The sequence below is a fragment of the Roseateles albus genome (assembly GCF_028595345.1).
GTDB classification, from domain to species: Bacteria; Pseudomonadota; Gammaproteobacteria; order Burkholderiales; family Burkholderiaceae_C; genus Paucibacter_A; species Paucibacter_A albus.
Genome location: NZ_JAQQXT010000008.1, coordinates 1 through 22372, shown reverse-complemented (window position 1 = coordinate 22372; position 22372 = coordinate 1). Strand labels below are relative to the sequence as shown.

At 63.2% G+C, this 22372-nt stretch carries 28 protein-coding genes; 13 read left to right on the top strand and 15 right to left on the bottom strand.

The window, feature by feature from the left end:
- The first annotated feature begins 149 nt into the window (after nt 1-149).
- Complete coding sequence (locus tag PRZ03_RS13750; protein ID WP_273600835.1) at nt 150-1013, top strand: hypothetical protein; 864 nt, start codon at nt 150-152, stop codon at nt 1011-1013.
- Nucleotides 1014-1132: 119 nt separating this feature from the next.
- Here PRZ03_RS13750 and PRZ03_RS13745 read toward each other — a convergent pair whose 3' ends face one another.
- The 3 genes from PRZ03_RS13745 to phnF form a co-directional block, all read right to left on the bottom strand.
- Nucleotides 1133-1747: a DUF2799 domain-containing protein gene (locus PRZ03_RS13745; RefSeq protein ID WP_273600834.1), complete on the bottom strand. Its 615-nt coding sequence runs from the start codon at nt 1745-1747 to the stop codon at nt 1133-1135.
- A 70-nt stretch (nt 1748-1817) separates the two neighbouring features.
- Nucleotides 1818-2498: a DUF1045 domain-containing protein gene (locus PRZ03_RS13740; protein WP_273600833.1), complete on the bottom strand. Its 681-nt coding sequence runs from the start codon at nt 2496-2498 to the stop codon at nt 1818-1820.
- The gene (gene phnF, locus PRZ03_RS13735; protein WP_273600832.1) at nt 2495-3256 is read right to left on the bottom strand and encodes a phosphonate metabolism transcriptional regulator PhnF; all 762 of its coding nucleotides are present in this window, start codon (nt 3254-3256) and stop codon (nt 2495-2497) included. Before phnF ends, PRZ03_RS13740 begins: the two co-directional genes overlap by 4 nt.
- A gap of 77 nt (nt 3257-3333) precedes the next feature.
- On the opposite strand from phnF, the gene phnG reads away from it, so the two are divergent.
- Genes phnG through PRZ03_RS13695 form a run of 8 tightly spaced genes read left to right on the top strand, consistent with a single transcriptional unit; the run spans nt 3334 to nt 9582 of the window.
- On the top strand, nt 3334-3807 hold the full coding sequence (gene phnG, locus PRZ03_RS13730; protein ID WP_273600831.1) for a phosphonate C-P lyase system protein PhnG: 474 nt from the start codon (nt 3334-3336) through the stop codon (nt 3805-3807).
- Nucleotides 3804-4463 carry a phosphonate C-P lyase system protein PhnH gene (gene phnH, locus PRZ03_RS13725; protein WP_273600830.1) on the top strand — a complete coding sequence of 220 codons (660 nt, stop codon included), beginning with the start codon at nt 3804-3806 and terminating at the stop codon, nt 4461-4463. The genes phnG and phnH overlap by 4 nt, the downstream gene beginning before the upstream one ends.
- 4 nt (nt 4464-4467) lie before the next feature.
- Nucleotides 4468-5565 carry a carbon-phosphorus lyase complex subunit PhnI gene (locus PRZ03_RS13720; RefSeq protein WP_273600829.1) on the top strand — a complete coding sequence of 366 codons (1098 nt, stop codon included), beginning with the start codon at nt 4468-4470 and terminating at the stop codon, nt 5563-5565.
- Nucleotides 5562-6431 (top strand): alpha-D-ribose 1-methylphosphonate 5-phosphate C-P-lyase PhnJ, encoded by an 870-nt coding sequence (locus PRZ03_RS13715; protein WP_273600828.1) that lies wholly within the window; start codon nt 5562-5564, stop codon nt 6429-6431. Before PRZ03_RS13720 ends, PRZ03_RS13715 begins: the two co-directional genes overlap by 4 nt.
- Nucleotides 6424-6882 (top strand): GNAT family N-acetyltransferase, encoded by a 459-nt coding sequence (locus PRZ03_RS13710; RefSeq protein ID WP_273600827.1) that lies wholly within the window; start codon nt 6424-6426, stop codon nt 6880-6882. Before PRZ03_RS13715 ends, PRZ03_RS13710 begins: the two co-directional genes overlap by 8 nt.
- A complete protein-coding gene (gene phnK, locus PRZ03_RS13705) occupies nt 6879-7673 on the top strand; it encodes a phosphonate C-P lyase system protein PhnK (protein WP_273600826.1) in 795 nt (264 codons plus the stop codon). Before PRZ03_RS13710 ends, phnK begins: the two co-directional genes overlap by 4 nt.
- Nucleotides 7674-7675: 2 nt before the next feature.
- Nucleotides 7676-8443 (top strand): phosphonate C-P lyase system protein PhnL, encoded by a 768-nt coding sequence (phnL, locus tag PRZ03_RS13700; RefSeq protein ID WP_273601030.1) that lies wholly within the window; start codon nt 7676-7678, stop codon nt 8441-8443.
- Complete coding sequence (locus PRZ03_RS13695) at nt 8440-9582, top strand: alpha-D-ribose 1-methylphosphonate 5-triphosphate diphosphatase (RefSeq protein ID WP_273600825.1); 1143 nt, start codon at nt 8440-8442, stop codon at nt 9580-9582. The genes phnL and PRZ03_RS13695 overlap by 4 nt, the downstream gene beginning before the upstream one ends.
- A 197-nt stretch (nt 9583-9779) precedes the next feature.
- Here the strand turns inward: PRZ03_RS13695 and PRZ03_RS13690 are convergent, their stop codons facing one another.
- The 6 genes from PRZ03_RS13690 to phnC form a co-directional block, all read right to left on the bottom strand.
- Entirely contained in the window at nt 9780-10334 is a 555-nt protein-coding gene (locus tag PRZ03_RS13690; RefSeq protein WP_273600824.1) for a universal stress protein, read from the bottom strand.
- A 346-nt stretch (nt 10335-10680) separates the two neighbouring features.
- A complete protein-coding gene (locus PRZ03_RS13685; protein ID WP_273600823.1) occupies nt 10681-11376 on the bottom strand; it encodes a DUF642 domain-containing protein in 696 nt (231 codons plus the stop codon).
- 172 nt (nt 11377-11548) lie between these two features.
- On the bottom strand, nt 11549-12094 hold the full coding sequence (locus tag PRZ03_RS13680; RefSeq protein WP_338109610.1) for an HD domain-containing protein: 546 nt from the start codon (nt 12092-12094) through the stop codon (nt 11549-11551).
- A 21-nt stretch (nt 12095-12115) separates the two neighbouring features.
- On the bottom strand, nt 12116-12913 hold the full coding sequence (gene phnE, locus PRZ03_RS13675) for a phosphonate ABC transporter, permease protein PhnE (RefSeq protein ID WP_273600822.1): 798 nt from the start codon (nt 12911-12913) through the stop codon (nt 12116-12118).
- A 27-nt stretch (nt 12914-12940) separates the two neighbouring features.
- Nucleotides 12941-13921, bottom strand: coding sequence for a phosphonate ABC transporter substrate-binding protein (phnD, locus tag PRZ03_RS13670; RefSeq protein WP_273600821.1), 981 nt, complete (start codon nt 13919-13921; stop codon nt 12941-12943).
- A gap of 46 nt (nt 13922-13967) precedes the next feature.
- Nucleotides 13968-14825: a phosphonate ABC transporter ATP-binding protein gene (gene phnC / locus PRZ03_RS13665; protein WP_273601028.1), complete on the bottom strand. Its 858-nt coding sequence runs from the start codon at nt 14823-14825 to the stop codon at nt 13968-13970.
- A gap of 85 nt (nt 14826-14910) precedes the next feature.
- Between phnC and PRZ03_RS13660 the strand changes: the two genes are divergently transcribed.
- Nucleotides 14911-15102 carry a hypothetical protein gene (locus PRZ03_RS13660; RefSeq protein ID WP_273600820.1) on the top strand — a complete coding sequence of 64 codons (192 nt, stop codon included), beginning with the start codon at nt 14911-14913 and terminating at the stop codon, nt 15100-15102.
- Nucleotides 15103-15146: 44 nt separating this feature from the next.
- On the opposite strand, the gene PRZ03_RS13655 is transcribed toward PRZ03_RS13660, so the two are convergent.
- Nucleotides 15147-16067, bottom strand: coding sequence for an alpha/beta fold hydrolase (locus PRZ03_RS13655; RefSeq protein WP_273600819.1), 921 nt, complete (start codon nt 16065-16067; stop codon nt 15147-15149).
- 196 nt (nt 16068-16263) lie between these two features.
- Between PRZ03_RS13655 and PRZ03_RS13650 the strand changes: the two genes are divergently transcribed.
- Together PRZ03_RS13650 and PRZ03_RS13645 are read left to right on the top strand one after the other, a co-directional pair.
- A complete protein-coding gene (locus tag PRZ03_RS13650; protein WP_273600818.1) occupies nt 16264-17157 on the top strand; it encodes a dienelactone hydrolase family protein in 894 nt (297 codons plus the stop codon).
- Between the two features lie 94 nt (nt 17158-17251).
- Complete coding sequence (locus PRZ03_RS13645) at nt 17252-17860, top strand: LysE family translocator (protein WP_273600817.1); 609 nt, start codon at nt 17252-17254, stop codon at nt 17858-17860.
- A gap of 3 nt (nt 17861-17863) precedes the next feature.
- On the opposite strand, the gene PRZ03_RS13640 is transcribed toward PRZ03_RS13645, so the two are convergent.
- Nucleotides 17864-18685: an AraC family transcriptional regulator gene (locus PRZ03_RS13640; protein ID WP_273600816.1), complete on the bottom strand. Its 822-nt coding sequence runs from the start codon at nt 18683-18685 to the stop codon at nt 17864-17866.
- Between the two features lie 171 nt (nt 18686-18856).
- On the opposite strand from PRZ03_RS13640, the gene PRZ03_RS13635 reads away from it, so the two are divergent.
- Nucleotides 18857-19267 (top strand): GFA family protein, encoded by a 411-nt coding sequence (locus PRZ03_RS13635; RefSeq protein ID WP_273600815.1) that lies wholly within the window; start codon nt 18857-18859, stop codon nt 19265-19267.
- Between the two features lie 117 nt (nt 19268-19384).
- Here the strand turns inward: PRZ03_RS13635 and PRZ03_RS13630 are convergent, their stop codons facing one another.
- From PRZ03_RS13630 to PRZ03_RS13615, 4 genes are all read right to left on the bottom strand, one after another.
- A complete protein-coding gene (locus tag PRZ03_RS13630; RefSeq protein WP_273600814.1) occupies nt 19385-19903 on the bottom strand; it encodes a hypothetical protein in 519 nt (172 codons plus the stop codon).
- Between the two features lie 60 nt (nt 19904-19963).
- A complete protein-coding gene (locus PRZ03_RS13625; protein WP_273600813.1) occupies nt 19964-21304 on the bottom strand; it encodes an MFS transporter in 1341 nt (446 codons plus the stop codon).
- Entirely contained in the window at nt 21301-22059 is a 759-nt protein-coding gene (locus PRZ03_RS13620) for a MerR family transcriptional regulator (RefSeq protein WP_273600812.1), read from the bottom strand. The genes PRZ03_RS13625 and PRZ03_RS13620 overlap by 4 nt, the downstream gene beginning before the upstream one ends.
- Nucleotides 22060-22122: 63 nt before the next feature.
- A partial coding sequence (locus PRZ03_RS13615) for a hypothetical protein (protein ID WP_273600811.1) occupies nt 22123-22372 on the bottom strand: 250 nt, incomplete at its 5' end.

The following is a 22372-nucleotide window of genomic DNA, read 5'->3' as shown; positions in this document are numbered from 1 at the left end:
TGGTCGCTAACAGCGTGCGTCTCGGTGACTCAAAGCGGCTACAGTCCAAGCGCTTTGCACAACGTACAGGCCTGCAGCGGCCGACATTACCACCCGCCTTAGCAATCCATAGAGCCAGACTGAGCATGTCACCTACATTTGCCAAGTTCATGGGCGCAATCGCCCTCGCCGCCTTACTCGTCGGCGCCTATAGCTATTGGCCGGCGGCGCAAGATCGGCAGCCCGCCATAGCCACCACAAGCACCATAGCGCCCGTCGCACTGCCATCAGCTGCCGCATCCTCGCCCATCGCTTTGCCGCTGGCGCTAGCGGCCAGCACAGTTCCGAAGAAAGACTTAGTCAAAGCCCCAAGCCAGCCAAACCCCATAGGTTCTGAAGGTTATGGCCCTCATATTGAGCGCGCCCATCAGGGCGTTGACCCAAAGGCGGCTTGGCAGGCAGTAGAGTGGCTGTTTAAATGCGCCAGCCATGCAGGGGTGGAGGAAAACTGGCAGGCGACCTTGGATAGCGGACTCCTTCCTAAAGAGTCAGCGGCCATGATGACAGAACTACTCGCGAAACACCGAGCTGACGCTGGCCGCTGCCAGACCGTTATCGCAGCCCATCAAGCACTTCTACCGGACTTGGCCTTGAAAGCAATGCGCGGCAATATCCCAGGAGCTGCTGCGGCCTATGCTGGCGGACGCAACTTGGACCAACTGGATCCGACCTTGCAGACAGAACTGCAAAGCGCGATCCGCGCCGACGCGCAGGCGGGCGACATGCAGACACTGTTCAGTTCATTCAGTTCCGATGAAAAATGGGGGCTTGGCTACACCGAACGCCTGGGCTATATGGCCGCCTGGATTGCCTTGCAGCCGCCCGGCCACGGCCAAGCGGTCATCGAAGGGCAAGTACAAAGTGGGCGCTTCAAGATGAAACCTCCCAGCGCAACCCAGTTGGCTGAGGCAATGCTGCTCGCGCAAAAAATCTACGAGACCGCAAGCAAGGCTCGCAAGCCGTCTGGGGCGTAGGCGAGGGACAGCCCGGTATCCCCTCCATCCAGGCCAAAAAGTATTCGCCAGGATGGAGGGGATGCAGGGAATCAATGCCAATGCGAGACGCCAGGCTGAGTGCTTGAGCGCAGCGATTCTCAGTAACGCCAATTGCTCAATGAAAACTCGGCCGAGCGCAATTCGTCGCGCTTGCGGCGCAGGCGGCGATCCGTTTCGCTCAGGTCACTGCGAATGTCGCGACGCTCGTCGTCGATCGCTTTGCGGATGGCCTTGCGCTGCTCATCGCTCGTCGCGTCCGCCAGGCGCTTTTCTTCACCTCGGTTGACGTCGCGCAGGCGGCGCTCAAGGGTTTCGATGCGCTGATCCAGATTGCTCAGTTCGCTGCGCAGGCCATAAACATAGCGTGCAGCTTCGTAGCCCTGCTGAAAGGCCGCATGAGATTCGGGTGGACAAACGCCAAAATAATAGCCTCCGCTCAAACCCACGCGTATGGCGTTATCCGGGCGGCAGTAGCTGCGAAGGCCAAGATCACGACCCTGTTGATAGACCTGGGTGTTGACGCTGACGCCGACCTTGGCGCAATCCTCGGCCCGGTCATTGAGTTGGGCGAGTGTCTTGCCTTCGGACCCATCGCGCTGGCCGATCTGCGCCCAGTCGGCGAGCTTGCATTCCTCCGGGGACATGGTTGCGCAAGAGGTGAGCAAGGCCCCGAAAAATGGGGCCAAGGCCAAGCGGCTGAGACTCGCGCGCATAAATGAACTCCTGGAATTGATATCTGTGACCCGATTTTATGGGGCGCAAGGCTCACAAACAAACGCTTGCCTAGCCAAGCCCGAAGCGGTGACTCAGCCGAAATGCCTGGCCGGCTTCACTTTGCTGAAAGATGCAAATCGAGTCGCAGCGCAGCGTTTGCTTCAGCGCTGGCGCAAACAAGGCCCGCAAGCGAGCCTGCAGCGCCTCAGCAGCGGAGCTTGGCTGTGCTTGCCGCTCAGAAATAGAGTTAGTCAGCGTCATGTGAAAGCGCCAGCGCTGCAGCACATGCGGGTAGCCCCAGCGCAGAAGCAGCGCCTCTTGCTGCGAATCCAAGCCTGCCGCACGGCGCTTTTGCAGCTCAGCCTCATTGGGGGACCGACGAAAACCATCCAGCTCGGTGACGCAGGCATCGGCCAAACGCCACAGCGGATGCGCAGGCGCGATCGGCTGCGTCGGTCTCAAGGCAAGAAACCCTTGTAGCCAGTCGACCTGCAAGCTGGGCATGTCAAAAGCCGGATGGCGCTGGGCCAAAGCTTTCACATGCGCCTGCAACTCTGCTTCTGAATAGGCAGCCGCCAAGCTGAACGGCGGCTTCAGCGTGGCGTGAAAACCGTACAAGGCGGGCTCGGCCACCGGAGCATCGGCCGCATTCTGGCTCAGCCATTGCTCGCCAACTTGGGTCAGCGCGCTTTGCGGCTCGGGCGCCCAATAGACGGCATAACGTGATCCGGCTGCGGCTTTACTCATCATGAACGCTCCCAGCCATCGGGGCCAACCGTCAGCTGAACGGCGTCGGCGGCAAACAAGGTGCGGCCGGCTTCCACCGGCACACCGGCGGCGTCCACATTGCAGTAGTCGACCACCAAGACCGGCTGCGTGACCGGGCGGGCCAGCGCATCCGCTTCTTGCTGATTGGGCAGGCGGCTTGAAATAACGCTGCGTTCGCGCGTGTAGTCAGTCACACCCAACTCGGCCAAGGCGGCGGTGATGCTGCCCAGGCGTGCGAAGGCCTGAGCCATGGCGCCCAGGCGTGGCAGCGGATAGGCGGCGCTGCACAGGCTGACCGGGCGGCCCCGCACCAGCGCGCGCGTGCTCATCTGCAGCACCGGCGCGCGCGGGCTGAGGCGCAGACGATTGGCCCAGAGGCTGCCGGCCAGTCCCTCGCTGTGGCTCAGCAACTCGCGCCGGCCTTGCTCGCCGGCCTCGGCCAGGTTCTCGCTCATGCGGGTCCGGCGCTGCAAGGCGTAGTCCAGCACCAACTCGCGCACAAAAGTGCCGCTGCCATGGCGCACCTGCACAAAACCCTCGCGCGCCAGGCTCTGCATCGCATGGCGCAAGGTGTGGCGATTGACCTGAAAACGCTCGGCCAGCGCCGCTTCGTTGGGCAGCCGCGAGCCGGGAGGGAAAACGCCTTGCACGATATCGACCCGCAGGTCTGCGGCGATCGCCTCCCATCGCGTGCCCTGGGGCTCGGCTTGCAAGGAGAAATGAGGTTCTTCATTCAACATGATTTGAATCGGTCAAGAAACTGTCACCGGCCGCTGTGATACTGGCTGCATCTTAAAGTCGTCTAGATGACATCACCATGAACTCCTCAGCCGAACTGCCCGCGAGCGAGCGCCAACAATGGCTGTCCGTACTGGCCCATGCGCCGCGTGAAAGTCTGCAGCAATTGCTTTGCCCCTTGATGACAGGCTTGCAGTTTGAGCCACTGCGCGCGCCGGAGGTCGGCCTGACCATGCTGCGCGCGCGCGCCGGCAACAGCGGCGAGCGCTTCAATCTGGGCGAGGCCACGCTGACCCGCTGCGTTTTGCGCTTTGAGCTTGAGGATCGCCTCAGCGTCGGCGTCGGCTATGTGCTGGGCCGCGACGTCGAGCGCGCCAGCTGGGTCGCGCAGGCCGATGCCTTGTTGCAGCAGCCGGCTTGGGTTGAGCGCCTGCAGGCCGAAGTGATCGCACCGCTGCGGGCTTTGACGCAAGCCCGGCGCGCCCAGCAGGCCAGCCAGACGGCGGCCAGCCGCGTGCAGTTCTACACTTTGCAGGCGGAGACCGCGCCATGACGCTAGCCACTCATTTGAACGGCAACCATGATCTGGCCACGCTCAAGCGCGGTTTTACCGAGCCGGTGTTCGGCGCGCAGCAGGTATTCAGACATTTGCTTGATGCGATGTCCCTGCCCGGGCGCGTACATGAGCTGGCAGCCGTGGACAGCGGTGTGCAAGCACCCAGCGTGACCTTCGGCCTGGCCATGACGCTGAGCCTGTTGACGCTGCTGGACGCCGAGAGCCCGCTCCATCTGGGCGCGGAGTTAGACAGCAAGGCGGCTCAAGCCTATTTTCGATTTCACTGCGGCGCCAAGCTGGCCGAGCCACAGCAGGCCCAGTTCTCGGCCTTCAAGGCGATGCAACTCGACGCCCAACAATGGCAGGCGCTGCCGCTGGGCAGCGATGAGCAGCCGCAACTAGGCGGCACGCTCTTGCTGGAAATCAAGGGCCTGGATGAGCAAGCGGCGTTGGCCGGCGCGAGCTTGCTGACGCTGCGCGGGCCGGGCATTGCGACGCAGCAAACGCTGGCGGTGCAAGGCTTGCCGACCGAATTCTGGCGCTGGCGCCAGGCGCTGGCGACGGACTTTCCGCGCGGCATCGACTTACTGCTGTGCTGCGGCACGCGCTTGGCCGCCATTCCCCGTTCCACTTTGATCACGCTGGAGGGCTAAGCCCATGTATATCGCCGTCAAGGGAGGTGAGTCAGCCATCAAAGCCTCGCGCGACCTGCTCGCCGCCACGCGCCGGGGCGACCTGAATCTGCCCGCCATCGGCGTGGCGCAGGTGCAGGAGCAAATGGGCTTGCTGGTCGGGCGGGTGATGGCCGAAGCCTCTCTCTACGACCCCGAGCTGGCCGCCTTGGCGCTGGTGCAGGCGCAGGGCGACGCGATCGAGGCCGCGTTCTTGCTGCGAGCCTACCGCAGCACCCTGCCGCGCCTGGCCTTCAGCGCGCCCCTCAATTGCGACGCCATGCGCCCGCAGCGCCGCATCTCGGCGATCTTTAAAGACCTGCCCGGTGGCCAAGTGCTGGGGCCGACCTATGACTACACGCAGCGCTTACTGGACTTCGGCTTGCTGCGTGGCGATGCACCGGCAGCAGTGGATCAAGCGCCGGCACCGGAGCAGGCACAGGCCGTTATCAACAACGCCTTGGAAAGCCTGTCCGCCCAAGGCCTGATCGAGCCCGCACTGCCGCCCGACGGCGACCCCGAGCCGCTGGACATCACCCGCGACCCGCCGCGCTACCCACTACCGCGCTGCGGCCGCCTGCAAATGCTGGCCCGCGCCGACGAGGGCTGGGTCTTGGGCCTGGCCTATTCGACCCAGCGCGGCTACGCTTTTACGCACCCCTTTGCCGGCGACATCCGCTTCGGCGCGGTGACGGTGGTGCTGCAGCCGGATGAGCTGGACTTCGAAATCGAGGTCGGCGAGATCGAGCTGACCGAGTGCCAGATGCTGAACCAGTTTGTCGGCAGCGAAGGCGCGCCGCCGCAATTCACGCGCGGCTACGGCCTGGTGTTCGGCCACGGCGAGCGCAAGGCGATGGCGATGTCGCTGCTGGACCGCGCGCTGCGTGCCGATGAGTTCGGCGAGCAGGTCAGCAGCCCGGCGCAGCAACAGGAGTTCGCGCTGCCGCAAGGTGACAGCGTCGAAGCCTCGGGCTTCGTGCAACATTTGAAACTGCCGCATTACGTGACCTTCGAATCCGAGTTGCAACTGATACGGCAGCTGCGCCAAGAGCGTAGCGACAGACAAGCAGCGGAGCAGCCATGAGCGAAAGCATCAAGCAACAGAGCGCCGAAGGCTATAACTTCGCCTACCTGGACGAGCGCAGCAAACGGATGATCCGCCGCGCCTTGTTGAAGGCGGTGGCCATCCCTGGCCACCAAGTACCGTTCGGTTCGCGCGAGATGCCGCTGGCCTATGGCTGGGGGACCGGCGGCATCCAGGTCACGGCCGCCGTGATCGGGCAGGACGATGTCTTGAAGGTGATCGACCAGGGCAGCGACGACACCACCAACGCGGTCAATATCCGCGACTTCTTCGCCCGCACGACCGGCGTGGCCACCACCACCCGCACGGTGGACGCCACGCTGATCCAGACCCGCCACCGCATCCCCGAGACGCCGCTGCGCGAAGGCCAAGTCTTGGTCTACCAGGTGCCGCAGCCCGAACCCTTGTACCGGCTGGAGCCTAACCGGGCCGAATGCGAGAGCCTGCATGCGGCCGAGGAATATGGGCTGATGAATGTGAAGCTGTACGAGGACATCGCGCAGTGGGGCCGGGTCGAGACAGCTTATGACTACCCGGTGCTGGTGAACGGCCGCTATGTGATGGCGCCCAGCCCGATTCCGGCTTTTGACAACCCCAAGATGGACCGGATGCCTGCCCTGCAACTGTTTGGCGCCGGGCGCGAAAAGCGGCTCTATGCCGTGCCGCCCTACACCAGCGTGCGCAGCCTCGACTTCGAGGACCACCCGTTTGAAATCAAGCCGCAGGGGCACGCCTGCGAGCTGTGTGGCTGCACGAGCAGTTTTCTGGATGAGGTCGTGCAAGGCGAAGGAATGACGCTGTGGACCTGCTCGGACAGCGACTGGTGCGCCACGCAAATGGAGCGAAAGAATAACCAAGATGAATGAGCACCCCTTAACGATTCGTGATGCGCAGATTAGCGACCTGCCGGCCTTGTTGGCGCTGTACCAAAGCAGCGGCCTGGACGGCCCAGGGAACGCTGACCTTGCTAGGCTTGAACAAGCCTGGCAGCAGATTCAAGCCCTGCCCTCGGCGCGCGTGCGCCTGGCCGAAACGGATGAGCGCCCGGTCGGCACGCTGACGCTGTTCGTCCTGCCCATGCTCTCGCACCAGGGAACCCCCTCGGCGGTGGTCGAAAGCGTCGGCGTCGCGGCCGATCTGCAGGGGCAAGGCGTCGGCCGCGCCTTGATAAAAGATGCTATTGCTCTGGCGGCGGCGGCCGGCTGCTACAAGCTGGCGCTGTCGTCCAATCTGCGCCGCACCGAGGCCCATGCTTTCTACGAGAAGCTGGGCTTCGAGCAGCATGGCAAGAGTTTCCAGATCGAGTTGAAGCCATGAAGAAAGCCGTTCAACCTCTTTTGCAAGTGACGGGGCTAACGCACCGCTTCAGTGCCGCCGGGCAAACCCGCGCGGCGGTCAGCGAGGCCTCGCTGAGCCTGTTCCCCGGCGAGGTGGTGGCGATTGTGGGCGAGTCCGGCTCGGGCAAGAGCACGCTCTTGAACTGCATCGCCGCACGCTTGCAACCCGCCGCCGGCCAGGTGCTGTACCGCAGCGCGGCCGGTGAGCAGGTGGACGTACACCGCATCAGCGAGCGCCAACGCCGCTTGCTGGCCCGCACCGAATGGGGCTTTGTCGAGCAGCATGCGGCCGATGGCCTGCGCATGAACGTCAGCGCCGGCGCCAATATCGGCGAGCGCCTGATGGGCGCCGGCCTGCGCCATTACGGCCAGCTGCGCGCCACCGGCGAGGACTGGATGAGCCGCGTCGAACTCGACCCGCTGCGCATCGACGACTCACCCCGCGGCTTCTCCGGCGGCATGCGCCAGCGCCTGCAAATTGCCCGCAATCTGGTGACGAAGCCGCGCCTGGTCCTGATGGACGAGCCGACCTCGGGGCTGGATGTGTCGGTGCAGGCCAAGCTGCTGGATCTGATTCGGCTGTTGGTCGCGCGCATGCATCTGTCGGCGCTGATCGTGACCCATGACTTGGGCGTGGCGCGCCTGCTCGCGCATCGCACGCTGGTGATGCGCGAGGGCCGCATCGTTGAAGAGGGACTCACCGACCGCGTGCTGGATGACCCGCAGCATCCCTACACCCAGCTGTTGGTCGCCTCGGTGGTGGCGCCATGATGATGAATTCAATAACACCTGTTTTGAGCGTGCAAGATGTGCGCAAGCATTTCACCCTGCACCTGCGCAGCGGCCAGGCGCTGCCGGTCCTGCATGGCGTCTCGCTGGATGTGCGGGCGGGTGAATGCGTGGCCCTGGTTGGCGCCTCGGGCCAGGGCAAGTCCACCTTGATCAAATGCCTGTACGGCAGCTACGGCGTCGACAGCGGCCGCATCCTGTTTGCCAGCGAGCAGCCGGGCAGCGAGCCACTCGATCTGGCGCAGGCGAGTCCGCAGCAAGTGCTAGCGCTGCGCCGGCGCGAGTTGGCCTATGTCAGCCAGTTCCTGCGCGCGCTGCCGCGCGTCGGTGCGATCGATGTGGTGGCCGAGCGCCTGCTGCAGGCCGACCCCGAGCTGCAATCGGGCAGCGCCGATGAGGCTCGCTGGCACGCCGCGCAAACGGCCGCGCGGGCTCAGGTGGCCGAGTTGTTCGCGCGCCTGAACTTACCGGAAGCGATCTGGGACTTGCCTCCGGCCACCTTCTCGGGCGGCGAGCAGCAACGCGTCAATATCGCGCGCGGCTTTGTGCAGCCGGCCCGCTTGCTCTTGCTGGACGAGCCTACCGCCTCGCTGGACGCGATGAACCGCCGCGTGGTGATCGATATGATTGCCGCCGCCAAGGCCGCCGGCAGCGCCATCGTCGGCATCTTCCACGACGAGGAAGTGCGCGAGGCGGTCGCCAGCCGCTGCGTCAGCCTGCCGGCCGCTCAGCCAGAAAGAAGCTTTGTATGAAGAATGATTTGTTGTTGACGAATGCGCAACTGGTGCTGGGCAAGGAAGTCATCCGTGGCCATCTGCGCGTGCAAGGTGGCGTGATCACCGAGATCGCCACTGGCGGCAGCGCAGTTGCGGGGGCGATCGATCTGGGCGGCGACTATCTGCTGCCGGGTCTGGTCGAGGTGCATACCGACAATCTTGAGCGGCATGTGATGCCCAGGCCCAAGGTCATTTTTCCGATGCTGGGCGCCGTGATGGCCCATGACGCCGAGATTGCCTCGGTCGGCATCACCACGGTGCTGGATGCCATCGGCGTCGGCGACCCTTATGGCGACGGCTTTCGTGCGCGCGACCAAAGCGCCTTGTTGGACGTGTTGGACCAAATGCAGGCGGCCGGCGTATTGAAGGCCGATCACCTGATCCATGTGCGCTGCGAGCTGCCGGCGCCAAACGCGCGCGAGCTGTTCGAGCCCTTTGCCGCGCACCCGCGTCTGCGCCTAATTTCATTGATGGACCACACACCGGGCCAGCGCCAATGGACCAATCTGGACCATGCCAAGACCTATTACACCGGAAAAAAAGGTTGGAGCGACGCGGTCTGGGAGCGCGAAGTCGGCATTGCGCCGCAGCGTCAGGCCGAGCATGCCGAGCCCAACCGGGCCTGGTTTGCCGACTTTGCGCGCCGTCACTCGGTGGCCTTGGCCACGCATGACGACACGACTATTGCCCATGTCGACGAGGCGCGGGCCTTGGGTGCGGGCATGAGCGAATTCCCGACCACCTTGGCGGCGGCACAGCATGCGCATAGGCTGGGCCTTTGCACGGTGGCGGGTGCACCCAATGTGCTGCGCGGCGGCTCGCACTCGGGCAATGTCTCGGCGCTGGACCTAGCCCGCGCCGGTGTGCTGGATGCCTTGAGTTCCGACTATGTGCCGTCCAGTCTGCTGCAATCTGCCTGGTTGCTGCGGCGCGACGCGGGTTTCAGCCTGCCCGAAGCCCTGGCCGTCGTCAGCCGGCGGCCGGCCTTGGCTTGTGGATTGGCTGACCGTGGAGAAATAGCGTTATGGCTTCGGGGGGATTTGCTGCGGGTGCGGGAAGTGGCGGGCCAACCGGTGGTTTGCGAAGTGTTTGTGCAGGGGCTGCGGGTGGCCTGAGCCCGCCAGTTGCCTTGAATCCTTGCATTTCTGATGGCTGGCCGCTGCGCGGAGCTGCCACATGCAAGCGGCCGCCCATGCGCAAAGCCCGGGCGCCAGAATAGTTGTGGCCTCCGTTTTTCACGGATGTTCCGCGCCGCAGAGACATTGCAGGACCAGAAGACATCATTCGCCGGCCCCAAAAGTCCGGCAGGTTCCTAGGGCGCCGCAGGTGCCCGCACGACAAGTACGGAGCCGTGGGCGTTGTGGATGACCTGCTGCGCAACAGACCCGAGCAACAGGCCGTCTAAGGCCGAAAGCCCGCGCGCGCCGATCACGATGCCGCGGGCACCGAGCAACTCGCTCAACTCGACGAGGCGCTGTGCGGGCTCACCCATCAGTGCATGCAGCCGCCAAGCAAAACCGCGCGAGTCGAGCAGGGTGCGCGCTTCGGCACTCGTGCCCCAAGCACGAACGGCAAGCTCTGTCTCGGCGGCTTCGGTGCTCAGCCAGTGTTGCACGGTGGCAATGTCGAGCGTGTTGACACCGCTCTCGGTCGCCAATTGCATGGCCTGGGTCAGCGCATGTATCGAATGGCCGGAGCCATCAAAGGCGACGCACCAGCATTTCGCAGGGGGCGCGACCGGACGCGCGACGGTGGATTCGAAGGTCAATGCGATGCGCCGGCCAAATTCGTCACGCCGCTCGCCTGTGGCCGAGCTAGGGCCGCCCGTGTCAGATACGGGTGCTGCAGTGTTTGATGGCGTTGACATGGCATAGGTCCTTTTCAATGTGGAAATAGTGGTTCCAGACATTTTGGCGGGCCTCACTGCATCGAACAACTCAGATTAGCTTTTGTGATTGTTCGGAAAAACGGATACCTCCATCCGACGACAGGGCCGCTCATGGACTGACAACTGCGCAACTGCTTGGCCTGACCATCCCAGGTCGCAAGCAGGTCGCATCCAGAGTCCTGAGGCTCAGGTCTCCCATCGTGCGAAAACCCAAGTGGCCTCAGTCTTCGCCCATTGAAATTTTGGAAACCTGACCCTCGGCTGCTGTCAAGCGAGCGGGCCAATGAGGCCCAAAGCTGAAGTGAGCCTGCGCTGCGCAGTCGGCCTACTGGCGACGGGCTGGCAAGCGGCGAAAGGTCGGCATCGCGACCAGCCCCGCCAGCAAAAGCCAAGCTGCGGCCGGTTCCGGAACGGGCAGCGCGCTAAGGCTGACGTTCACGTTGTCAATGACCGGCCCGTAGGCAGTACCCAATACCGATGCTGCAAAGCTTAGCGTCGTGTTTGAGCTCATAGCCACAAACGAGAAATTCTGAGCATGGAAGACTTGGTTGGCAAAATCGTTGATCGCCGAATACGTCGGTGCGAAGCCAACCGTCAAGTCACCCGCGCTGACCATCCCGGCGTTGTTGTATGTTGAGAAGCCGGGCACCGCTGCAGCGTCGAAGCTCAAGGCGTAGGTGGCACCAATAACCGTGGGCAGGACGATTGAAATCGAGCCCGCACCGCCGTCGTAGTAACCCAGATCGACCGCGTGCATGCCAGCGCTGGCGCCGTAATTCGGCTTATTCAGCCAATCCACACCGACCCCGCCCACGAGCCAACCATTGATGGTCGTCGACCCGCCAAGAAGCGACTGGAAGTTGAAGTTGTCGGAGCCTATGGGTGCAAACGAGCCCACTTCAAAACTGCCAACCCCCGCTCCATAGGTCGCATCAATCAAGTTACTCGCGGCTACAGGAGCCGCGGTGCTCAGTATGGCCAGGCTGGCAAGAACGAGGACGGGTACACGGCGAGTAATCATCAATGCTCCTTGAGGCAGTTGGCGAGGCACAGAAGTTCTGGCGGCTGAACTAACTGAATTCATATTACTCCTCGCTCAGGGCTGACTGCACCCCCCCAAACCCGGGGGGGGCAAGCCGGGCAGACGGAACATCTTGGCGTCAAGATGTAGGGATTCGCAAACGAGCCAAAGGCTAGTTCGCCAAGGCCACCTCCCCCAACAAGGCCAAGTAATAGTCCAAGGCCGGCGTCACCTGCCCCGGCAACTTGGCCTGATCATCCCAGCGCCGCAAAGAAATCGCATCCCGTGCATACGGCAAGGCCTCGAACGCAGCCGCTTCGGTCGCTGACATAGCCCCACCCTGCAGCCCCAGCGAATGCAGCGAGGCCGGCGTCAGCTGCGCCGCGTAGCCCTCGTCCATCGCCACCAGATAGCGCTTGGCTGCCACATGCCAGCGCACCGGCTCGGCCACCGCCGGGCCAAAGACCTGCATCAGCAAAGGCTGGGCACGCGCCTCATGCACATCATCGACGTCATCAGCGACGCCAGCCGTTTCTATGAAGTGGCCAATATCGTGCAGCAAGGCAGCCGCCACCAAGGGCGCAGGCGCGCCGGCCCATTCGGCCAGCTGCGCGCATTGCAAGGCATGGGCCAGGCTGCTGACAGGCTCGGCACGGTCGCCTTCATAGGCGATGTCGGCGTTCTCACGCAAGAGCTGTTCGATCAGTTCAACACTCATTGTCATCATCAAATTCACCGCTTAAATCAGACGTTTGCGCACCTGCGCCGACAACACATCGATCACCGACACGCTGAGCACCAGCATCATCAGCACCGTGCAAGTCTGCTGGTACTGAAAGCCGCGCATGACATCCCACAGCACCATGCCGATGCCGCCCGCGCCCACCATGCCGACCACCGAGGCCGAACGCACGTTCGACTCCAGCCGATACAAGGCGTAGGAAATCCACAGCGGCAAGACCTGCGGGATCACGCCGTAGATGATCTCGGCCAGCGGGTGGGCACCAGTCGCCCGGATGCCTTCGACCGGCTGCGGATCGATCGCTTCGACGGCTTCGGAGAACAGCTTGGCCAAGATGCCGGTCGTGTGCACCCACAGCGCCAGCACACAGGCAAACGGCCCCAGGCCCACGGCGACGACAAAGATCAGCGCGAACACCATCTCGTTGATCGAACGAAAAGCATCCAGCAGACGGCGCACCGGCTGCCGTACCCACCATGGCGTCAAGTTAGCCGCTGCCAGCAAGGACAGTGGTGCTGCGCAAACGACGGCCAGCGCCGTGCCCCAGAGCGCAATTTGCAGCGTGATCACCAGCTCTTGCAGGTAATAGCGCCAGTCATGCAGATCGGGCGGGAAGAAGCTCCGAGCGAACTGCAGCATATTGCCGCTGTCGCGCCACAGCTCGGCCGGGCGCATATCGGCCCCTTTCCAACTGCCGGCCAGCAAGGCGAGCAACACACCCCAGGTCAGCAGACTGGTCAAGGTCTTGCGGGGTGGTTCTGGCATGGCCCGGCTGGCGATCACGGCTGCGCTCATTTTTATTGTTAGACCTTGAACTCGGATTTACTTGGCGCTGGCGGTCTGGCGGCCCAGCTCATCCAGGCGGCGCTCGACGTCTTGCAGCTTGCGACTCTTTTCTTCCGCGCTCAGGTTCGCGTCGGCTTCGATCTTGCCGCGCTCGGCCGCCAGGGCGAGCTGACGGATGGGGGTCAGCTGCGCGTTGTCGGAGCGCACAAAGCCGCTATAGGTCAGCGTCTTCAGATTGTCTTTTTCGCGCTGATCACGGCCATAGCTGGCGAAGAAGTCGGCAATCTTCTTTTTCGCATCGGCGTCAACATCCTTGCGCCAGACCAGCGGGTCGCTGGCGATCAGCGGCGAGCGCCAGACTTCGCGCAGCTCGGCCGCCTTCTCGGGCATCTTCATCTTCATGCGCTCGATACCGTCGCTGGCGACAGCCGCTACATCGACCTGCTTGGCCGCCACGGCCAGGATATTGGTCTCGTGGTTGGCTCGCACGGTGCGCTTGAAGTCGCGCGTCGGGTCTACCTTGCTCGGCGCAAAGGCATAGAAGCCCGGCACCAAGGTGCCGCTGGTCGAGTTCGGGTCGCCCAGGCCGAGGTTCAGGCCGGCGCGGGCCTTGATCACATCGTCGAGGCTGCGCAGCGGGCTGTCCTTGTGCACGATCATCAGACTGTGATAGCCCTGAGTGCCGTCCAGATTGACGACCTTGGCGAAGACCTCACCTTGCGCGCGGTCGACCGCTTCCATCGCCGACTTGTTGCCCATCCAGGCGAGTTGCACCTTGTTGAAGCGCATGCCTTCGATCACGCCGGCATAGTCGGGCGCGAAAAAAGTATTGATCTTGATGCCGGTGGACTTTTGCATGTCATCCAGCAGCGGCTGCCAAGCGGCCTTCAGGTTGTTGCTCGACTCGGTCGAGATGATGCCGAAGTTGAGCTCTTTGGTAGGGCTTTGGGCCAGCACGGGCTGGGTCAGCAGGCCGGTGGCCAGCAAGGAAAAAGTCAGGGCAAGGCGGCGATTCATGGTGACTCCGATGCGGGGTTGTATTGAGGAAACTGTGGTTTGGAATTCAGGCGGCGCGCAAGCCGTCCAGCGAGTAACTCGGCGACTGCGCGGGAACGGCCGGCGCCAAGCCCGGTGAGACAGGGGTGATCAACTCATCGATCTGGCTGCCATAGAGCTCGCGCAGTTTGAGCGGGGTCAGTTCTTGCGTCGGCCCATCGAACACGACCTGGCCCTGGCGCAGCGCGACGGTGCGCGGGCAAAAAGCAAAGGCATAGTCGACCTGGTGCAGCGACACGACAACGGTGACGCCGAGCTCCCGGTTCAGCTCCGCCAGCAAGCTCATCACGCGACGCGAAGATTCAGGGTCCAGCGACGCGATGGGTTCGTCGGCCAGAATGATCTCGGCGCCCTGCACCAGCGCGCGCGAGATCGCGGCCCTCTGCTGCTGGCCGCCCGACAAGGTTGACGCACGCTGCCAGGCGCAAGCCTCGATGCCCACGCGCGCTAGCGCGGCATAGGCACGCTCTTGCTCGGCGCGCGGGAACAGGCCCAAAAGCCCACGCCACAGCGGCAGGCGGTGCAGCGCGCCGGCCAAGACATTCGTCATCACCGGCAGGCGCTCGACCAGATTGAATTGCTGAAACACGGTCGCCACCTCGGCGCGCGAGGCGCGCACATCGCCGGCCAAGCGGCCGCCGCTTTGCAGCTCGCGGCCCAGGATGGTCACGACCGAGCGGCTGCCCGCGTCGGCGCGGTGCAGGCCGCTGAGGTGACGCAGCAAGGTCGATTTGCCGGAGCCCGAAGCACCCAGCAAAGCGACCATCTCGCCGCGCCGCACTTGCAGCTCCACATCACGCAAGGCGGGCGCCTTGCCCGCGCCGAAGGTCTTGCGCAGGCCTTGCACATCGATCACAAGAGGAATTTGAGGATGACTCACTGCCCGACTCCAAAGTCAAGCCGCAATCATCTAGATGACATGTGACGGGGCGGTGATGCTTGCGTGACAGTTGCAGGACGAAGCGCCCTGCCCCGCAGCCACGCTGGGCGGCGATGAAGGGTCGCCAGCAGACCAAGCGGCAGATCACAGCGCGCAGACCCAAGACAAGGAGAAGAACTGCCCGAGCTCGGTCAAGCTGAAAGAACATGCCCTTGGGGGCTTGGTGTCCCGCGGCTTTGTGGTCGGCTCCGTCGGCCGCTAGGTCTACATCGTGTACCGGCAGAACATCGCCTCGACCAAAGGCCATCAGCGCGCACTGATCATCATTTCCTGAATCGCTTGCACAACCGCCTCCGGATTGGCTTTCTGGATCTGGTGATCGGAATCCAGCACCACGGTCTTGGCGCCGGGGTAAAGCGCACGCACGCGGGCAATCGTGGCCTCGTCAGCATTGACGACGCCGAAGTCCACAGCGATCGCGCCCGCACCCTTTGGCACGTTGACCAAACGGGTGACCGGAATCTGCGCCGACCAGGGCAAAGCGAGCACGGCCTCGCCGGTGGCGTGGATCGCGTCGATCTCGCGAGCGGCCATGCGGCTCATGAAGACGGCCTTGGCCCAGCGCGTGTAGAGCGGAAAGTCTTCGGGCTTTTTGATGATGCCTGGGTATAGCGAATCCACCAGCACCAGCCCTTTGACCTCGCTCGGGTATTGGCGCGCAAAGAGCTGCATATACAGCCCACCGAGCGAATGGCCGACCAAAACGTAAGGCGGCTTGTGGCCTTGCTGCTGCAACAACTCACGCAAATCGGCGACGATTTGGCGCCCATCGCGCGGGCGTTCGGTGGCTTCGCTGCGGCCGATGCCGGGGCGGTCATAGGCAAACAGCGACCAGGCTTTGGCGCTTCCCGGAGCCGACTGCTGAGTGAGTTGGTACTGCTGGGCCGGAGCCACGAAGGCGCCGATGACGGCGCTCCAGCCCTCCATGTCGGCACGCGATCCGTTCTCGAACACCAGCGTCCCCTGCGCATCAGGGGCCTTGATGCTCAACTGCTCGATCTCCTGTCCATGCAGGCGAGCCAGCGCCGGCATCGCTGCCGCCTCGCTGGCATGCGCGCTGCCGAGGCCGGCCAAGACGGTCGCCAGCAAGGTGAGCACAGCGAGCGCGCAGGTGCGCATGAACGGGCTGGCACTGGGTCTATAGGAGCTAACGATATTGATAGGCATGGAACAAGCGAGTCAGAAGAGGGAGCCGCGTTTGTATCAACTCGCTCCGCACAGGTCGCGCGGCTTGCGACAGCCCGTTCACCTGCAGGGGCAGGCCGCATAGCGAGCCCCCCCACCCCCCCCCGCTCAAACTTGGGGGCGCGCACTCATTCGTGCGATTTTGGCTATGCTCCAGCCTTCATATTCAGGAGCCGCCATGCAGCGCAAAACCGCACAGGATTTCGACCAAGACCTGCTGATTTTGTTTGACGCCTATGTGCACGGCACGCTGGACCGACGCGGCTTCCTGGAGCGTGCACAGAAGTTCGCGGTCGGCGGCCTGACGGCCACGGCCTTGCTGGCCTCGCTGTCCCCCGACTTCGCGATGGGCCAAGTGGTGCCCAAGGACGATGCCCGCGTAAAGACCGAAATGGTCGAAATTCCGTCTCCGAGCGGCTACGGCAGCATCAAGGGCTATCTGGCGCGGCCCACCGAGGCAAAGGGCAAGCTGCCCGCAATCTTGGTGGTGCATGAGAACCGCGGGCTCAACCCGCATATCGAAGACATTGCGCGCCGCTTGGCCCTGGAAGGTTATCTGGTCTTGGCTCCAGATGCCCTCAGCCCCCTGGGCGGCTACCCCGGCAACGAGGACAAGGCCCGCGAACTCTTCGCCAAGCTGGACCAAGCCAAGACGCGCGAGGACTTCCTCGCCAGCGCGGCCTGGCTCAAGGCCCGGCCAGACAGCACGGGCAAGCTCGGCGCGGTGGGCTTTTGCTACGGCGGCGGCATGGTCCATATGCTGTCAACCCGCTTGCCCGACTTGGCCGCTGCCGTGCCCTTCTACGGCAATCACCCCGCGCCCGAAGAGGCGGCCAAGGTCAAAGCGCCCCTGCTGATTCACTTCGCCGCCGTGGACGAGCGCATCAACGCGGCCTGGCCGGCTTACGAGGCTGCGCTGAAGGCCGCCGGCGTGCCCCATACCGCGCACCAATATGCCGGCACCCAGCACGGTTTCAACAACGACACCACGCCACGCTTTGACGCCGCAGCAGCCAAGCTGGCCTGGGAGCGAACGCTGGAATTCTTCAAGCAGAACTTGCAAGGCATCTAGCTCAGCGCCCCTGGCCGGGGCGATTTTGTTCAATACAACGGCGACCCAAAGCCCTATCTTTGGGTCCTCCTGTTGCTGTTGATTGAACAAAACGATGAGTGTTTATCTGTCCATGGCCGCCTTCGCGCTGGCCTCGTCCATCTCCCCCGGCCCGGTCAATCTCGTCGCGCTGAGCGCGGGTGCGCAGCATGGCCTGCGCGCCGGCCTGCGCCACGTCACCGGCGCCACCGTAGGTTTCACGGCTCTGTTGCTGCTGATCGGCCTGGGGCTGAACGAGTTGATCGCTCATAGCGGCTACGGGCCCAGCCTGATGCTTGTGCTGCGCTGGGGCGGCTTGAGCTTTCTGGTCTATATGGCCTGGCAGCTGGCCCGCAGTGATGGCAAGTTAGGCAGTAGCAAGTCAGCTAGTAGCGAGGCGCAGCGCGCCAAGCCCTCCTACCTCTACGGCGCCACTATGCAATGGCTGAACCCCAAGGCCTGGATCGCCTCGCTGGCCGGCATGGCTGCCTACGCCTCAAGCGGCGACGGCTTGCTGGTCTGGCAGTTCGCCGCCATCTACTTTGTGATTTGCTATGCCTCGCTGGCCAGTTGGGCCTGGGCCGGCGCCTCGCTGCGCCGGCACTTGAACGAGCCGCGCAAGCTGATGTTCTTCAACCGGACGCTGGCCGCCTTTCTGCTGCTGGCTGCCCTCTATATGGTTTGAAATTCATCTTTGCCGATATTGCCCCGGCGTCGCCGCCACCACGCGCTTGAAGGCGCGCTGCAAATGGGCCTGGTCGGCAAAGCCCGCCTCGATCGCTATATCCACAATCGCGCCACGCCCACCGCGCAGTTGCTCGCGGCAGAACTGCACCCGCCGGTTCACCTGGTAAACATGCGGCGTCAGGCCGAACTGCTGCTTGAAGGCGCGGATCAGGTAGGACACCGACAGGCCCGCGCAGGCCGCGATCTCCTCCAGACTCAGGTCCCTGCGGAAATGCGCATCAATAAAGGCCGACGCCGCCAATAGCTTGGCGCTTGGCGCCGGCCTCGGCTGTGCCAAGGGAGCGGACTGCAGCAGCAGGCCGGAGAAAAATGCCAAGGCGGCAGCCTCTTTCTGCGGCACGGTCACGACACCGTCGTCCAACACATCGCACAGGCCCAGCAAGCCACGGTAGAGCGCTTCGTCGTAAGTCAGGGCGAAGGGTATAGGCTTGAATCCGCCCGCATTGCCGCAATTCAGCTCACGCTGCAAACTGCCCAGCCAAGACGCGCCGACATACAACATGCGATAGGTCCAAGGCGCGCCGGCCAGGGGATTGCAAGCATGCGCCTCGCCTGGATTCATCAGCACCACCGCGCCCACATCAACCTGCTCCTGCACATCACCATGCAGATAGATGCTGCTGCCGCCAGTGACGGCGCCGATAGAGAACTCATCGTGAGCATGCTTGGCGTAGCCGATGGCTGAGCAGCCTAGAAAGCTGCGCAACTCCAAAAACGGCAAGCCCTGATCGCGCCAAAACAAGGTGCTAGCGCTGGCCTTCATTGCCAATTTCTCCTCATGCCAAAAAGTCTCCCGCGCGGGCTTGCAAAGACACTTGCAAAACCTGCCCAAGTCATCATCCTAGAGTCAAGCTGATGGAATTTCGCCGGTCGACATGCAAGAATCGGCCCCCAATCACCGGTCACGACCAGCCACGAAAGTAGTATTGAAGCCATGAGCCCCTACCTCGGAACTTGCTTGTGCGGCGCAGTGGCATTGGAAATTCAGGGCGGCATTGAGGCCATCATCCATTGCCATTGTTCCAAGTGCCGCAAGGCGAGTGGCACGGCCTTCGCGACCAATGGTTTCATTCGCTCAGGTGGCCTGAAGATTACACGGGGTGAGCAGAACATTCGCAGCTACGAGGGTGCGCCGGGTCGCAGCCGGCATTTCTGCGGCATCTGCGCGTCGCCGCTGTTCAGCTCGAACAGCGCGGATCCTGATCGACTCCGGCTACGCTTGGGTATCCTGGACTCTGACATCGTCGAGCGCCCCATCTCGCATAACTTTGTATCGTCAAAGGCCTCGTGGGAGGAGATGGATGCGGAGCTGCCTCGCTATGACGGCCACGAGCCGGGGCGCTGAGGGCTTCCGGTGCATTCAAGTTGGCGCCAGACAGATGTAGCCTCTTGCTGTGGAAGCTCAGCTCACGCACCTTCTCGCTGCTTCATCGCCCGCGCATGCGCGGGTGCATGAGGAGAGTCAGGATTTGACCTGATTGCGTGCCGCCACCTTGGCCTTGACGTCTTCGGGCGACCAGAACAGCCAGTCATGCGCCTGCATATGCGCGCGAATCGCCTCGCTCTGGCCCTGGTTGACCTTGCCGGCAATCATGCCCAGCTTCACCTTGGTCTCGGCGTTAGCCATGCCCAGAGCAATCAAGTCCTGCAAGAGCCGAGCCAGCACCAGATTGCGGTAGCGCTCGGAGGTGAAGAGCTTGAAGCGCCCGGTCGGCACCTCATGCTCTTCCTGCAGCAGTGACAGCTTGGCGCCGGGCGAGTCAAGATAGGCCTTGACGTCCAGCGCCAGCACTTCATTGGTCCTCAAATTGAAGGCCAGCATATCGATCTCGGGCTTAGGCGCGGACTGCTTACCGATTTGCTTCTTCTCTTCCAGGCTGACGCTAACCTTGAACTTGTGCCGAACCCAAAACCCCTCTTCTTCGAGCAGGGTGGTGACAATGTTCTCGAACTTGTCGATGGTTTTGAATACTTCAATCATTTGCGCCTACGCCCTCTGCTGTGCCGTCACTATCAAGGGCGGATTCTATTCGGGCAGGCTTCAAACCAGCGCAGCGCCGGCCCCGGACCCGGCCGCCGGCCGGTCATTGATACGCCGGATCGGCGTCACCGTCAGGCCCAACAGCACGATCAAGAGCAGGGCCATGCCGCAGGCTGTGAACAGCGCCGCCGGTGAGATCAGCCGCAGTGCCGCCCCCGCAGCAGCCGCAGCCAGCGGCGCCAAACCCATGAAGATGAACATGAAGACACTCATGGCCCGCCCCAGCATCGCCGGCGGCACGCGCTTTTGCATCCAGGTGAACACCGCCACCTGAACGAAGCCGGCCAAGGCGCCCAGCGGCGCCAGCAGCGCCAAGCCCTGCCAGACCGCCGTGATATGGCCGAAGGGCAAGAACACCAGGCCTGCCACGCCGTCGATCGCCAGCACCGTCAAACCCAGCGTACCCAGCCGCCAAGTCGGCCGCATGCCAGCAACAAGCATGCCGATCAAACTACCCACGCCGTGCCCGGCCAACAAGAGGCCCAAGGCCGCCGCGCCGCCGGCCACTTGCGTGCTGGCCAGCACCGGCAATGCAACCTGTATCGGGCCGCCGACAAAGAAGGCGATCGCCGCGAAATACAGGCACAGCGTGCGCAACTCGCGATCGGCCCACATCAGCCGCATGGCCTCGGCCACCGCCCCCAATACCGATTGCTGATCGGCCAACTGAGCGGACTCAAAGGGACGCACCTTGCTCAAGGTCCAGGCTGAAATGGCGAAGCTGGCCGCGTCAAGGGCGAAAGCCAGGCCCAGCCCTTGCGCATTGGCCAAGCCCGCCGCTTGCTCGCTAAAGGATGCAATCAACAGGCCCGCCATCAGCGGCCCGAGCAAGGCCGTCAACTGCCGCAAGGCCATCAAGGTCCCATTGGCCGTTTGCAAGGCCTCGGCCGGCAGCGTCTTGGGCAGGATAGAACTGCCGGCAGGGAAGCTGAATGCCGTCACCAGACCAATGGCCAAGGCCAGCGAATAGACCATCCACAACTGCACCGCGCTGGTCCAGACCAACAAGGCCAGCAAGCCAAGCAAACTGGCGTTGAGCAGCTTGGTCCACATCAGCACGGTCTTGGGCGAGTAGCGATCCACGATGGCGCCGCCGATCAGAATGAAAAGCGCGCGCGGCAGGCCGACGATGGCCAGCACCAGGCCCAACTCCAGCGGATCGTTGCTCAGCTTGAGCACCAGCCAGGGCAAGGCAATCAGGGTGAACTGATCGCCCAGCATTGACAGCGCGCCGCCGCCCAGCAGCCAACGGAAATTGGCGTTAGCGAACAGAGCGCGGCGCGCGTCCTTGGCCGCATCGGTGGCGGTGGCCCTTGCAGGCGCTGTTGCAGCAGGCTTCATTGTTTTGTTCCTTTTGTCCTTGCTTCGGTCCTGGCGGCAGATGCCGCTGAAGCGCGCAAATAAGCAATCAACTCCGGCGTGACGCCGGTGTCTCTCTGCATGGCCGGCTCGTTCGCCCACATGGTTTGAAACTTCGCCCTGACCTCAGCGTCATCTCCGGTGAACTGCGCCATCAAGGCCTGCCAGCGAGTGACCAAGGCTCGTACGCGCGCCGAGGCAGGGTCGGTGCCGCGTGCCATTTCTTTGTGGACGGCCTTGATCAGCGCCGGCCATTCGGCCTCGCTGGCGCGCAGCGTCTCGGCCCCCAGTTCGACGCGGCGACCCTCAAGCCGGGCCAAGTCGGCTTCGCTGAAGTATTTTTCGTAGCGGCGCATCATGCCCATGGTGGCCAACAGGTGCTCGGTAACGCCGGCCTCACCTTCAGGCAGAGCGGCGCACTCGGCCACATGCCTGAGCGCACGCAGCAGGCGCTGTTGGCGCTGCAGCTGCAACTCCACATCGGCAATATGGCGCGTCAGCACCTCCACAAGCGGCGGGCTTTCAGCGTCCAACAGCGGCGCAATATCTTTCAGCGCCAGGCCAGACTGCCTGTAGGCCAACAAGCGATGCAGACGCAAAACATCGGCATCGTTGTAAAGGCGATAGCCGGCCTCGCTGCGGCCCGAAGGCGTCAGCAGCCCGAGCTTTTCATAGTGATGCAAAGCGCGCACGGTCAAGCCGCAACGCTTGGCCAGATCACCGACGGTGTATTCCATGGCAGAAAGCCGAATCCTTGGTTCAACAAGAACCGAATCATGAAGCCTTACCTAAGGTGAGGGTCAAGCGCTTTTTTTGCTTGGCTCTGCAGGATCCGGCATGAGGGCATTAGCATCAGCCAGCCGGCCACCGAGACCTCGGCCAGAGTTGAAGCCTGAGCTGTTGGCGATCACTGAAAACTGACCCACTTGCAAGGGCCGCGATCGCGCAAAACTGACCCATGTATCGACACTGTCCTGCTCAAGGCTGAGCGGGGAATCAGGAGTGATTAACGTGGGCATGTTGGCCAAGATCAGGAGAATGCACCTGAGG

Excerpts from the sequence above, each read along its gene's own strand:
- PRZ03_RS13750 (WP_273600835.1), top strand. The coding sequence starts at position 150 with ATGGGCGCAATCGCCCTCGCCGCCTTACTCGTCGGCGCCTATAGCTAT.
- PRZ03_RS13745 (WP_273600834.1), bottom strand. The coding sequence starts at position 1,747 with ATGCGCGCGAGTCTCAGCCGCTTGGCCTTGGCCCCATTTTTCGGGGCC.
- PRZ03_RS13740 (WP_273600833.1), bottom strand. The coding sequence starts at position 2,498 with ATGATGAGTAAAGCCGCAGCCGGATCACGTTATGCCGTCTATTGGGCG.
- phnF (WP_273600832.1), bottom strand. The coding sequence starts at position 3,256 with ATGTTGAATGAAGAACCTCATTTCTCCTTGCAAGCCGAGCCCCAGGGC.
- phnG (WP_273600831.1), top strand. The coding sequence starts at position 3,334 with ATGAACTCCTCAGCCGAACTGCCCGCGAGCGAGCGCCAACAATGGCTG.
- phnH (WP_273600830.1), top strand. The coding sequence starts at position 3,804 with ATGACGCTAGCCACTCATTTGAACGGCAACCATGATCTGGCCACGCTC.
- PRZ03_RS13720 (WP_273600829.1), top strand. The coding sequence starts at position 4,468 with ATGTATATCGCCGTCAAGGGAGGTGAGTCAGCCATCAAAGCCTCGCGC.
- PRZ03_RS13715 (WP_273600828.1), top strand. The coding sequence starts at position 5,562 with ATGAGCGAAAGCATCAAGCAACAGAGCGCCGAAGGCTATAACTTCGCC.
- PRZ03_RS13710 (WP_273600827.1), top strand. The coding sequence starts at position 6,424 with ATGAATGAGCACCCCTTAACGATTCGTGATGCGCAGATTAGCGACCTG.
- phnK (WP_273600826.1), top strand. The coding sequence starts at position 6,879 with ATGAAGAAAGCCGTTCAACCTCTTTTGCAAGTGACGGGGCTAACGCAC.
- phnL (WP_273601030.1), top strand. The coding sequence starts at position 7,676 with ATGAATTCAATAACACCTGTTTTGAGCGTGCAAGATGTGCGCAAGCAT.
- PRZ03_RS13695 (WP_273600825.1), top strand. The coding sequence starts at position 8,440 with ATGAAGAATGATTTGTTGTTGACGAATGCGCAACTGGTGCTGGGCAAG.
- PRZ03_RS13690 (WP_273600824.1), bottom strand. The coding sequence starts at position 10,334 with ATGTCAACGCCATCAAACACTGCAGCACCCGTATCTGACACGGGCGGC.
- PRZ03_RS13685 (WP_273600823.1), bottom strand. The coding sequence starts at position 11,376 with ATGATTACTCGCCGTGTACCCGTCCTCGTTCTTGCCAGCCTGGCCATA.
- PRZ03_RS13680 (WP_338109610.1), bottom strand. The coding sequence starts at position 12,094 with ATGAGTGTTGAACTGATCGAACAGCTCTTGCGTGAGAACGCCGACATC.
- phnE (WP_273600822.1), bottom strand. The coding sequence starts at position 12,913 with ATGAGCGCAGCCGTGATCGCCAGCCGGGCCATGCCAGAACCACCCCGC.
- phnD (WP_273600821.1), bottom strand. The coding sequence starts at position 13,921 with ATGAATCGCCGCCTTGCCCTGACTTTTTCCTTGCTGGCCACCGGCCTG.
- PRZ03_RS13655 (WP_273600819.1), bottom strand. The coding sequence starts at position 16,067 with ATGCCTATCAATATCGTTAGCTCCTATAGACCCAGTGCCAGCCCGTTC.
- PRZ03_RS13650 (WP_273600818.1), top strand. The coding sequence starts at position 16,264 with ATGCAGCGCAAAACCGCACAGGATTTCGACCAAGACCTGCTGATTTTG.
- PRZ03_RS13645 (WP_273600817.1), top strand. The coding sequence starts at position 17,252 with ATGAGTGTTTATCTGTCCATGGCCGCCTTCGCGCTGGCCTCGTCCATC.
- PRZ03_RS13640 (WP_273600816.1), bottom strand. The coding sequence starts at position 18,685 with ATGAAGGCCAGCGCTAGCACCTTGTTTTGGCGCGATCAGGGCTTGCCG.
- PRZ03_RS13635 (WP_273600815.1), top strand. The coding sequence starts at position 18,857 with ATGAGCCCCTACCTCGGAACTTGCTTGTGCGGCGCAGTGGCATTGGAA.
- PRZ03_RS13630 (WP_273600814.1), bottom strand. The coding sequence starts at position 19,903 with ATGATTGAAGTATTCAAAACCATCGACAAGTTCGAGAACATTGTCACC.
- PRZ03_RS13625 (WP_273600813.1), bottom strand. The coding sequence starts at position 21,304 with ATGAAGCCTGCTGCAACAGCGCCTGCAAGGGCCACCGCCACCGATGCG.
- PRZ03_RS13620 (WP_273600812.1), bottom strand. The coding sequence starts at position 22,059 with ATGGAATACACCGTCGGTGATCTGGCCAAGCGTTGCGGCTTGACCGTG.